The 11,602-nt window shown below is 33.9% G+C and carries 14 protein-coding genes and 2 pseudogenes; 14 read left to right on the top strand and 2 right to left on the bottom strand.

The genetic code is table 11. The features are described 5' to 3' along the window. Window positions 1-118: 118 nt before the first annotated feature. Both V3595_RS27965 and V3595_RS27960 read left to right on the top strand, forming a co-directional pair. Window positions 119-739: pseudogene (locus tag V3595_RS27965) on the top strand (IS110 family transposase); the annotation flags it as partial. Window positions 740-932: 193 nt separating this feature from the next. Beyond that, window positions 933-1,055 carry a hypothetical protein gene (locus tag V3595_RS27960; RefSeq protein WP_283249181.1) on the top strand — a complete coding sequence of 41 codons (123 nt, stop codon included), beginning with the start codon at window positions 933-935 and terminating at the stop codon, window positions 1,053-1,055. A 400-nt stretch (window positions 1,056-1,455) separates the two neighbouring features. On the opposite strand, the gene V3595_RS27955 is transcribed toward V3595_RS27960, so the two are convergent. Together V3595_RS27955 and V3595_RS27950 are read right to left on the bottom strand one after the other, a co-directional pair. Then, window positions 1,456-1,983: an acyl-CoA thioesterase gene (locus V3595_RS27955; RefSeq protein ID WP_230302361.1), complete on the bottom strand. Its 528-nt coding sequence runs from the start codon at window positions 1,981-1,983 to the stop codon at window positions 1,456-1,458. 180 nt (window positions 1,984-2,163) lie between these two features. Then, window positions 2,164-2,316 (bottom strand): hypothetical protein, encoded by a 153-nt coding sequence (locus V3595_RS27950; protein WP_230302362.1) that lies wholly within the window; start codon window positions 2,314-2,316, stop codon window positions 2,164-2,166. A gap of 580 nt (window positions 2,317-2,896) precedes the next feature. Here V3595_RS27950 and V3595_RS27945 point away from each other — a divergent pair. The 12 genes and pseudogenes from V3595_RS27945 to V3595_RS27890 form a co-directional block, all read left to right on the top strand. Then, window positions 2,897-3,655, top strand: a complete 759-nt coding sequence (locus tag V3595_RS27945) for a carbon-nitrogen hydrolase family protein (protein ID WP_485911162.1) — start codon at window positions 2,897-2,899, stop codon at window positions 3,653-3,655. Window positions 3,656-3,813: 158 nt separating this feature from the next. Then, window positions 3,814-4,188: a hypothetical protein gene (locus V3595_RS27940; RefSeq protein WP_485911160.1), complete on the top strand. Its 375-nt coding sequence runs from the start codon at window positions 3,814-3,816 to the stop codon at window positions 4,186-4,188. Window positions 4,189-4,275: 87 nt separating this feature from the next. Further along, window positions 4,276-4,533 (top strand): hypothetical protein, encoded by a 258-nt coding sequence (locus tag V3595_RS27935; protein WP_485911158.1) that lies wholly within the window; start codon window positions 4,276-4,278, stop codon window positions 4,531-4,533. 707 nt (window positions 4,534-5,240) lie between these two features. Next, on the top strand, window positions 5,241-5,660 hold the full coding sequence (locus V3595_RS27930; RefSeq protein ID WP_101225807.1) for an IDEAL domain-containing protein: 420 nt from the start codon (window positions 5,241-5,243) through the stop codon (window positions 5,658-5,660). 251 nt (window positions 5,661-5,911) lie between these two features. Further along, window positions 5,912-6,373 (top strand): flavodoxin, encoded by a 462-nt coding sequence (locus V3595_RS27925; RefSeq protein ID WP_485911156.1) that lies wholly within the window; start codon window positions 5,912-5,914, stop codon window positions 6,371-6,373. A gap of 39 nt (window positions 6,374-6,412) precedes the next feature. Next, window positions 6,413-7,183: a hypothetical protein gene (locus V3595_RS27920; RefSeq protein WP_485911154.1), complete on the top strand. Its 771-nt coding sequence runs from the start codon at window positions 6,413-6,415 to the stop codon at window positions 7,181-7,183. A gap of 215 nt (window positions 7,184-7,398) precedes the next feature. Beyond that, window positions 7,399-7,548: a nucleotidyltransferase domain-containing protein gene (locus V3595_RS27915; RefSeq protein ID WP_485911152.1), complete on the top strand. Its 150-nt coding sequence runs from the start codon at window positions 7,399-7,401 to the stop codon at window positions 7,546-7,548. Window positions 7,549-7,756: 208 nt separating this feature from the next. Continuing rightward, a complete protein-coding gene (locus V3595_RS27910; RefSeq protein WP_485911150.1) occupies window positions 7,757-8,320 on the top strand; it encodes an MOSC domain-containing protein in 564 nt (187 codons plus the stop codon). 158 nt (window positions 8,321-8,478) lie between these two features. Beyond that, window positions 8,479-9,054, top strand: coding sequence for a putative periplasmic lipoprotein (locus V3595_RS27905; protein WP_485911148.1), 576 nt, complete (start codon window positions 8,479-8,481; stop codon window positions 9,052-9,054). A gap of 342 nt (window positions 9,055-9,396) precedes the next feature. Further along, window positions 9,397-9,750, top strand: coding sequence for a hypothetical protein (locus V3595_RS27900; protein ID WP_485911146.1), 354 nt, complete (start codon window positions 9,397-9,399; stop codon window positions 9,748-9,750). 457 nt (window positions 9,751-10,207) lie between these two features. Further along, window positions 10,208-11,191, top strand: coding sequence for a beta-ketoacyl-ACP synthase 3 (locus V3595_RS27895; protein ID WP_485911144.1), 984 nt, complete (start codon window positions 10,208-10,210; stop codon window positions 11,189-11,191). Between the two features lie 33 nt (window positions 11,192-11,224). Beyond that, a pseudogene (locus V3595_RS27890) lies at window positions 11,225-11,372 on the top strand (3-hydroxyacyl-ACP dehydratase FabZ); the annotation flags it as partial. Window positions 11,373-11,602 lie beyond the last annotated feature (230 nt).

The raw sequence follows: 11,602 nt of genomic DNA, 5'->3' as shown, positions 1-11,602 counted from the left end.
CCTACTTGTAGAAACATGTTTGAGGCTGGTTGGGACGTAGATCTCGTATAACAAGCGAAGCTATGACACTACATGGAGGACTAGGGGTACTGGTTAGTAAGTAGAGGAGGGAAAAACAATGAATCCAGTTGTTGGTCTGGATGTGGCAAAAGGAGAGAGTCAAGTTCAGGCATTTTTAGATCAATCTAAACCGTATGGAAAGAGCTTTTCAATAAAGCATACTAGAGAGGAATTAGATCATTTTATTGGATTTCTAAAAGAAATCGAAGAGGTGACAGGGCAGATGCCTATGGTCATTTTAGAATCTACAGGGCATTACCATTCTCCCGTTATTGAATACCTGGAGGATCAAGGGATTCTATATATTTTACTAAATCCGATTATTTCTTATCAGACAAAGAAGTCCAGTTTACGGAAGGTAAAAACAGACGCTATCGATGCGTACCAGTTGTGTGTGCTGTATTACAAAGAGGATTTAGAACCTCATAAAATTAGAGGAATTCAGCTATTAGACCTTCGGAATTTGTCCAGACAACAGGAAATCGTAACGAATATGTATGTGGAAGCTAAACTTCAGTTTCACACCATTTTAGATCAAGTGTTTCCTGAATACCGGAAGGTTTTTGGGGATCTATATTCGAAGGTTTCTTTATTGATGTTAAAGGAATATCCTACTTCAGAGGCGGTATTAACAGCCGGAGAAAGTAGACTAGCAGAGAGTGTTATAGAGTTCATTAGAATTATTGGTAAGTTAAAATCATGAGGTTGAAGAAGAATCTCAAATAGCATAGCCTGCAAAAAAGAACGCAAACTAAAATTACTGGTTGCCGATAACGAAAAAGGATAAAAATTACACAGTATCATTAAATAGTATATTTAATTAATGTTGGCATCCAAGTCTTTAACTGAATCAAACTACAGGGGGTGAAAAAATGTCTAAAAATAAAAATAAGCAATTGAAGAATAATGATGCTTTACCTAAAACAGATGTAGAATTTGCGAATAATGGACTTGAAAAAATAGCATTAAAAGCCCAGGAACGCAAAAAAAAGTAAGCATATGTGACTTTCAAACTGTCCCTCAAAGAAAATGATGTTTTTTGGGGGATACTAAAATTACCGTCCCAAAATTAACATTTTGTTTCCCTATATCTTCTTGTATACCTCTGTGAATTCAAAGTTAGAACTTATTATTAAAGAATATAATCGTTATCAGTAGTAGAAACTTGTCAAAAAAAAGCCTTTGCTCCATGGGAGTAAAGGCAAGAATTAATTATTTTATTTTTCGTAAATTCGCTTATTGGTTAAGAACATCAGCGGAAATTTCACTAATCTATAAGACTGACACAATATCCTCTCTCCATCCTGATTGTAAGAGTCACTAGGACTACCATTCCCCTCATGAACCTAACTTAACTTATTTAATTTATCCCATTCTACTACTTGTCCATAAAGCTTAGCATGAACTATATTGTTCCCAGGGATAATTTGCAGTTAAAAATGCAGCCAATTCCTTACTTTTTTGTTTCCTTTCCTTACGAATTCTTGCTCGATCAGGTGCGGTTTCATGTAATTTTCGCTCTTCTTCTGTTTCTGGAATGACTTGTGGAACCCGTGTTGGCCGGTTATGTTGATCTAGTGCTACGAAAGTTAATAGTGCAGTTGCTGCGATTTTACGATTACCGCTTTTTAAGTCTTCTGCAATAATTTTTACAAAGACTTCCATTGAAGAGGTACCTGTCCATGTTACATAAGATTCAAAAGAGACTGAATCTGTTGTTCGAACTGGATGTAAAAAATCAACTGAATCTGTTGAGGCAGTTACACATTCCCTACGGCTATGACGCGCTGCAGAAGTTGAGGATACCTGATCCAAGTGACTCATCAAACGACCACCGAACAAAGTATTATGATTATTTACATCATTTGGGAAAATGCGACTTGTTCTTACAACTCTTGATTCTTTACAGTATTTAGTTTCCATTTAAATATCTCCCTTTAATTTATAAACATCTTCATATCTATTTCTAAAATAGTGAAACTGTCTCGTTCATATCGATTCGATTTTGAACAAGGTTCTAGTACGTCTATCTTTCTTTTGATAATCCTGACTAGTTTAAAGAAGGAATGTAAAAAGTTATAATTAGCTAAAAATTCTGAATTTTTATGATTTAACTAAATCAAAATCATTAAAATAAATTACTTCTGTTAGGATTTTACAACCCTGCATCCTCCTGAAAGCATCTTTAGCTTCTTTTTCAGAGTCAAACTCATATATTTTAATGTTGTTCTTTGAATGAACAGTGATTACCCACATAAAAGGCCTCCAATAAAAAGTTTTTTAAATGTGTTTTTCCATTAGATGATTTTATAACCATCGAAAACGAGAAGATTCAGCGGTCTTTCTTCTTCCAAACAATAAGCTGCTATACGCATGATGAATTAGTCTATAAATGGTTCTTTATTTTAGAGTTAAGGACATATTTTGTGTACCTCCTAAGTTTTTAAATCTATATTAATCTACAATGCAAGTATCGGGCCAACTTGTAACTCGCAGAATTAAAAGAGTATTAGCGACTTTAGACTGCCAAATTTTTTTGCATGAATAATTTTTTGTGTGGAGATAGCAAGATATTTTTGCATCCATCTGCCACCTTCACAAAAAAGATTAAGCTGTGTATATACCACCAAATTTAATAAAGTTACTTAAATAAATTATGAAGTTTAGCTCCGATTCTCAACTAACGGGTGCGTTAGCTGAAGATCGGAGCTGTCTTTAAGGCAGCTCTTTTCTTATGGAACTAACGGGGCAGGGTAGTTGAACAAGCAAATCAATGTCTATGCTACAATTATTACAAGCATAGCCATTAATAAAAGTTGAAGTTTGGGAGATCAATATGGGAAAAATAAAAATAGCTTTATTACACCTATTGCCTATCGCTGGTGATGTGGAGTATAACCAAAAACTCATTGAACAAGCCATTCATATAGCATCAAACAATAATGCCGAATGGATTATAACACCCGAACTATGTGTCAGCGGACTTCAATTCAATCATAAGATTGGGACTGGATGGATTAACCGGCAACCTGATGCTTGGATGGGTAATTTGAGCCGTAAACTAAAGAATTTGAAAAGCACTGTATTTTTGGGTTGCCCTGAAAAAGGCAGTAACGGAGAGTTGTATAATTCTGTGTTTGTCATAGATAAACAAGGTCATTTATTAGGCAAACAGAGAAAAATAAGTGTTATTGATGATTGGTCAGCATCAGGGGATGTAATAGAGCCAATAAAAACAGACAATGTTGAGGTTGGTATTATGATTTGTGCAGACGCATATCCCAAAGACATTGCTTACAGCTTAGTTGAAAAAGGAGCAGAAATATTAATTGCACCGTCTTCCTGGGGTCCCGGATTACACGGTCCAGAGGGAGAATGGGAACAAAGGTCATTAGAAACAGGACTGCCCGTATTTGTCTGTAATCGTACTGGTGAAGACGAAACTGTCCGTTTTTGGGATGCAGAAAGCATGATCATAAAAAATGGAGTACGCCTTTTAACACATAAATCAAAACAATCAGCCATCCTTACTTTTGAATGGGATTTACAAAGCATGGAATTAATATCCCCTCATTTCGATATCGATTACATATAATGAGTACATACTAATATACTACACTTTTGTTGAATTAAAGGGTGCTTAGCTAAAGATCGAAGCTGCCTTAAAGGCAGCTATTTCTTTATGCAACTATATGGGCAGGTTTCCTCAACAAGAAAATAATAAAATAGGGTGTTGAAAGGTGTTGATGGTGAGTGAATATATTGCCAGAAGCAAACGACTTTCTTTCGTTGTTTGAGTGTGAACCTGCATTATTTGATACCACTGAGGAAGATTTACCATATTACTATAATAAAGCAAGATATCAATTTTCCAATGGAGAGGAAGACTATATTGTTACACTTTCTCCATCTTACGGTGAAGTAAAAATACAAGTAACCCAAATGAATTCAAATAAAGTGTTATCAATCTTGAATTTAAAACGAGTTAACAAGTTTGAGATTACAGCAGACAAAAGAGAACTTTCAAGTGTACTTTTAACGGTTCTGCATGACGATTCCCAACAAACAATAGAAATTGATTTTAAGCCAAAATATAAACTGATTATTAGAGAACATTATACACGCTAAAAACTCAGTCTTATTCAACTAAATGGCAGTTAGTTCAAGAACACATGTTACTGAATATGGTGAAATGAGTAAAAAAGGAGGAGCGATATGAAGGTTCTTATTCAAGCAATTATAGGTTCAATTTCAATTCATGTAATCTATGCAGTTGTTATGATGTTAGTCGGTTATATAAAAACAAAATACTATAAACCAGATATTGAGAGTGCATGGGATAAGGTAGCAACCCTTCAAAATGAGGTAGAGTTTGTGAGTGTTACGCCTCCTCATTTTTATTTATTATCATTTTTGGGAGTATCTGCAATATGTGGGATTGTAATTTTATCGTTTGAGAAGTTAATGAACTAACCAGGAGGTCCGTTCTTATTATAAGGTCGACCAGTAAAAATGAACTGCCCCCCAATTGTTAGACACAGCTAACAATTGGGGGGCAGTTTTTATTGCCGATATTTTCTTCAGAATAAAGTACAGGCTACTGGAATCAATCTAATCACCTCCTTTTATTTGCATGAGGGCAATTGATAAAAATCGACATAATATTATGGCTTTTATATCTTTTGAATAGTTTCACATGTATCCAGATTATTAGCATGAGAAATTTGAGTGAAACAAATGAGGGGCTTAAATTAACCAAGCTAGTGTTAATAACTTCGGAAAAAAGTATCTTTAGGACTATGATTGTCCAATATTCATATTGGACAAATTACGAGCTTAATAGAATATCTCAGTAAGATGCTTTTACTGACGGATTGATTATATAACCTATATGGCTAAAAACTGATTGACATTGATAATCATTATCATTATTATATAAAGTAACTTTGATATTGATAATCATTTTCATTTAATGCTCTTACAAATTCCTATTCCCTGACAATAAAAATTAAAAAGGCTTCAACATATTGAATAAACAGTTTTGGATCAGGAAGAAAAATGAAAATAGGTCAACCTTAAAAGAATAGAAAGTAAGTCTGACAAAATTCAGTCAACTGACTAAGTTAGCGATAACAAATAAAATTCAATAAATACTGAATATGAGTGGAGGAGGAACATCTGTGGATAAAAATTTTATAATATTAGAACAATTTCAGCATCAAGTAAGTTGCTGCTGTCCTGGGCAAAAGCACCAACATATGATTGAGTTCCTTCAAGGTGATGTTTGGACAATTACAAACGAGCGGAAGTATGTTGATTGCTTAGGATGGCACTTTTTAATAGATATCAACAACGAGTTTCAGTTTTTTATGCATGTGGAAGATATTGAGGAACTGTATTCCAAGGGAAGCATTTGCTCCATTTTGGATTTGAATCTAAAAATTAACCATTTAAGCTTTAAAATAAACGAAGCACTCGATGCACATGATAGGCAGTCGTTTCTTTCATTTGCCGATGAACTGAGTAACGTACAGAAAATAAAGAATAAAATCAACACTGGAGATTTACATGCTTTTTGGGAAAACACGACAATTTTATGAACATATTAAATAAAGATGCAATTGACTTATATATTTCCTGCCCTTTTTGTGGTGTGAGCGTTACATAGACATGATTCCCGTGTAAGTTTGTTAATTAAAATTAATCATTTTTTAGCAAAAAACATCGATACCTATCTTTTTGCTGAAAGGTCTGGAAATTCAATTTCACCAAAGTTTAATTAAAGGTGATAATGCTGCTAAGTAGTTTAAATTTTTACTAATAATCATCAGTGTTGGAAGGGGAACTTATCATGTCTAAATTCATTATGATTTTTGCCAGTATGAGTGGAAATACAGAAGAAATGGCGGATATCATTATAGAAGGAATCACAGAAATCAGTGATGTGAATATCGAAAAGATAGATATAATGGAAGGTCCTGAAGCCTCCATACTTGGAGAGTATGATGGTATCTTATTAGGCGCATATACGTGGGGAGACGGAGAATTACCGGATGATTTTTTAGACTTTTATGAGGAAATGGATAATATTGATCTAACTGGAAAGAAAGCTGCGGTGTTTGGTTCCTGCGATTCATCTTACTCACAATATGGTGCAGCCGTAGATATTTTGACCGAAAAATTAAGAGAACAGGGTGCTGATATCGTCCTAGAAGGATTAAAAGTAGAATTAAACCCAGATGATGAGGATATCAAAAACTGCCAAAATTTCGGGAGGGATTTTATAAAGAAAAGTCTTGTCTCTTCAATATAGAATTAGCTATTTTATGAGGAAAGATAGGTGAGGGGAATGATGGGTAAGGAACATCGGATTTCCATTGCTACTTTAACTGATTACCATTTACAAGATTTTATAAGATGTCCTTATCAATTTTACTTTCATCATATAGAAGGAAAAATCACAACTCAATTGGATTGGAGGAAGATGGTTCAAACTGTGGTTAATCAAGTTGTAAGTCGCTATTATAAACTGCCTCCAATATGTCAGACAACTAAGAAAGTTATGGAGTTCATAGATGATCATTGGAGTGCCATTGATGTACGTCAGTTCGAGTCAAGGAGTCATTATTATATGGCTCTTGCTAATATAACTGACCATTTACTCCAATTTTTAACTTCCAAAAAAATTCAATATCCACCTTTATTTTTATATGAAAAGTTTAACATCAATATTAAGGAGTTGGGGACCGAACTCTCCTTAACTTTTGAAGTAGCAGAATGGTCAAGCAGCTCATACATCATAAAAAAATATGTAGTTGATACACACGAAGAAATGAACTTATTATTTACTAATATGATTTCGGTATTTTGTGAAAAGGCATTTGGTCAATTACCGGAAAGAATAGAGATATTCTCGCTTATGGAAGGTAAAATAGAAACTTATATTCCAACCATGAATGATGTTTCGAATGGATTGGAATACCTCAACATAATCAAGAATCTTTTACAAGAACCCAAAAAGTATTTGAAAACGAATTCTTTACTGGTTTGCAAAAGCTGCTCTTATCAAAAAAGGTGTTATGACGGTAGTAATATAAACGAAGAAACGGTTAATTTTCAATAATTTTATATATGTTCAGAAAAACTCGGATTATATCAGGTTATGGAACAAAAGTATACATAGAGATCAAGGTTGTTTCAATACTTATATCTTAGTATATAAAAGGTGTGTATGAGGGTGGATTATAAGATTGGTACCGAAGAAAATGATACAAGCAAGTTACAATTAAATATACTTCGTGAATTAAATGAAATTTGCTTATCACTCAATTTTGACCTGTGGCTGCGATAGATTTTCTTCTTGGAAAGATTACTCGGTTACATTCTGATATTGATTTAGTTACCTGGATACAGTATCGTGAGCACTTGGAACAGGCTCTTGTTAATGATGGTTTTCAAATAAAGCCAGAAAAAAAGTTCACGAACTAGGAACAGGAAGAACACTTCGTCCAAAGGATTTTAAAAGCATAGAAATTATTCAACAGATAATTGATGCAAAAAGTTAGAAGTTTAAATAAGATTCTAATTGAGCTTACAAAGGGAGGTTGCTAAGGCAGCCTTTTTCTTTTTGGATCTTTCTTGGCAGGATAGTTGAATAAAGATATCAAATATAAGTATTGGGGGGAGTTGAAAGAAAGTGAATGACGAAAATATCGGCTCGGCTAGCGGAGTAGTAATAGCTGTAAGTAAAAGTGATAAACACACATTCAGCAAGGAAAATTGCAATAGTATAAAACTGTTGAAGGGTTTGGGCGTTGAAGGAGATGCCCATTCGGGTAAAACTGTTAAGCATCGTTCACGTGTAGCGAAGAACCCAAATCAACCTAACCTTCGGCAAGTTCACCTAATCCACTCAGAATTATTAGAGGAATTGAAAGACAGGTTTAATGTTACAGCTGGACAAATGGGTGAAAATATTACCACAAAAGGTATCGACCTGCTTGAATTACCGAAGGATTCGTTACTATTTATTGGGGAAACAGCAGTTATTAAAGTAACAGGCCTACGAAATCCATGTGCCCAGATTGATCAATTTAAATCAGGACTTATGAACGCTGTTTTGGACCGGGATCAGCATGGGAACTTGATACGTAAAGCAGGAATAATGAGCATAGTTTTGGAAAGTGGTGAGGTTCACCCGGGAGACCTGGTTAGAATTCAATTACCACCTTTACCTCATATACCTCTTGAAAGGGTATAGTGTTTTCAATATAACTGTTTTTATTTTCAGTAAAACAAATCAAAATAAATGATCGCCTTACTTAGGGGGTTGCTGAGGCAGCCTTTTTCTTATGCATTTAAAAATAAATTCGTTTGAATTATAGGTAAATTATGGTAATCTAAATTGGAGGTGATTACTTGAGGAAATGCTTTGTTTTTATTAGCCTATTTGTTTTATTCTTTTTATCAGCTTGTTCATCAAATCCTACTCTGGAACTAGTAGATGCGAAAGTTGATATTGTTAAAGATAAGGATTTGCTTGGTGCAATTGTGATAACTGAAGGAGAAGGAAAGGGAAATGAGCTGATCCCGACAGCTTTATTTTATGAATTCACCATTAAAAATACAGGTAATAAAACAGCAGGTATTGAAGAAGTTGATAAAGGAATTGAACTTAAGATTGAGCCCAAAGACAAATTAAAAGCCGTGTCAGAAGACGTAATGGGCTTCAATATTTATAATCCTGAAGATTATAACGGGAGTGGTGTAGGGTTCGGTCATTCATTTTTACCGGTTCTTAAGCCTGATCAAAAGGGTGAGTATACTCTTAACTACGATTTAGGTGTAAGCGAAGAAAATTCCCAAGTTCCACTGCTTGTACCTTCAAAAGAAAAATTAGCTGAACTTAAAGAGTATGCATTAAATGCTTTTTTAGTTGTGACAATTGAAAATCAAGAAATAGCAAGATTTGACCTGAATAAACTTAAATACTAACGGGTGCTTTTTGAAGATCGGAGCTGTCATTAAGATGGCTTTTTCTTTATGCAACAAAAGGACAAGTATAAGACAAATTTACTGATTGTAATGGGAGAATATTATCATGGGCCATTTAAAAGGGAAAATTGCCATTATTACGGGAGTAAGCCGTCTGAACTGTAAAACGATGAAGATGACGCAACCAAAAGATGTTTGAATCTAAGAAGCTATAGTCATTTTTAATCATTTTAATAATCAGTTTATTCTGATATTATAAAAGGGATAAAGATTGGAGGAGGAAATAACATAAAAAGCTTATTTTCAATCTTAAGTACCTTTGTGTTAGTTCTGGTAGGTGGAATGGTATTAGGTACTTCTTCTGCTCAAGCAAGTGTTCCTCAGTATTCTTTTCAAACAGAAGATGGAAAATGGGATGGTGAAATTGGAAATCCTAACAAAGGTAGTGACCTACAGGTAGAACTGGTTTCCCCAATCTATTTAAAGACCTCTTCTGGAAGTAAGTTATTGACTAATTATAGTAACGTATGGTCTCGTCTCTGCAATGCTAGTACTGGAAAGTGCACAGGCTATCATAGCTTAGCAGGTGGAAAGACATTATTCACAGATATGAAAATAGGTAAATTTTATGTTGATGTGAAAGATGGATACTCTTCTGGAAAAGTATATGGAAAACTACAAATTGTTTTCAAATAACTTGTATTACTTGCTACCCACTCTTAATGGGTAGCTTTTTTTATATGAAAAGTTTCTGACATAATTTTTACTAAAATTAAGCTTTACCACTGCCATTATTTCCGGAAAAGAAGTGAATTTTACTGACATGACTAGTACGTTCACAAACGCTACAAAGGGTATGATCCATTACTACAACATACAGTAAATGGTGTTTGTGTAGACATGAAATAAAGTTTGATACTTTGTTAATGAACTAACTGGGCAAGTTAGTTGAACAATAAGACCCAAAAAAGGGTAAAGATATGTAATAATTTCTTCAGAATTTTACATGGATTTGTCTTTTTAACGCCATCAAAAAACCATTTAGTTATTCCGTTTCCATTATTTTCATGATAGAATATTAGAAATAATTAGCACCTGGTACTAATATCAGATTATAACTTTAGGTGTGTAAAATAGTAAAGGGGACAAATAAATGAAATCAAAAGCAAGAATTACAGCTATCGGTACCTATGTACCTGAAAAAAGACTTACTAATAATGATTTAGAAAAAATAATAGATACAAATGATGAATGGATTGTACAAAGAACTGGTATGAAGGAAAGAAGAATTGCCGGAGAAACAGAATATGCGTCAACACTGGCTTTTAAAGCCATTGAAAATCTTATTGAAAAATATAATAAGGATTTACAAGATATTGATTGTATTATAGTAGCAACTACAACTCCTGACTATGCGTTTCCTAGTGTGGCATGTCAAATTCAGAGTCACTTTAATATTCCCTGTACAGGAGCGTTTGACTTAAATGCTACCTGTGCAGGATTCACATATGCTTTACACTTAGCTAATAATTTAATTACTTCTGAGGCACAAAAAAAGATTTTAGTTGTTGCAACCGAAACTTTATCAAAAGTCACTGACTATAAAGATAGAACAACCTGTATTTTATTTGGAGATGGCGCTGGTGCTATGTTAGTCGAATATAATAAGGAAAATCCTAGTTTCTTGGCTAGCCATATGGGAACTAATGGAGAAGGTGGTATTCATGTATATAGAACAACCTTTGCAACTACTATGGATGATAAATCCTTAAATAGAACTGGAAAGATGGTTCAGAATGGAAGGGAAGTATACAAATGGGCAGCCCGTACTATACCAATAGGAATACAAGAATTATTACTCAAAACAGAATTAAACATAAAGGATATTAACTGGTTTATACCACATAGTGCAAATCTAAGGATGATTGAATCAATATGTGAAAAATCAGGATTTTCTATAGAAAAAACATTGACGAGTATGAAGTATTTTGGGAATACCTCATCTGCTTCTATTCCATTAGCACTAAATCAAGGAATAGAAGAAGGGAAAGTTCAAAATGGTGATACTTTAATACTCTATGGTTTCGGAGGAGGGCTTACACATTTAGGACTTGTTTTATCGTGGAATATAAAATAAGAAAATATAGTATTTGTAAAGCGGCCATTAATATTGTTTGATACTCAAAAAATTAAAGAAATTATTAGACATCGTTTTCCTTTTCTTTTAGTGGATGGGATTTTGAAATTAGTAGAATGAAAAAGAGCAGTTGGTATAAAAAAATGTGACAGCCAATGAGGCTTTCTTTAACGGTCACTTCCATAATATTTGCATTTGGTGATTAAAAGCTGTTAATTTTAAAAATGTTATTCAGATTCTTGGACAAACGGGTGTCTTATGCAACTAACGAGTTCTTTAGCTGAAGATCGGAGCTGTCTTTAAGGCAGCTTTTTCTTATGGAACTATCGGGGCAGGATAGCATTCCTGTAGTTCGTTATTTTTCAGCTTTGAAAAAAATAGGGCTCCTCAGTAAGATATGAGTAAGACACC

The sequence above is a fragment of the Bacillus sp. CFBP9009 genome (genome assembly GCF_036541465.1).
Classification (GTDB): domain Bacteria; phylum Bacillota; class Bacilli; order Bacillales; family DSM-1321; genus Peribacillus.
Note: the sequence above shows the minus strand (reverse complement) of the source record. Positions and strands in the feature narration are given on the sequence as shown.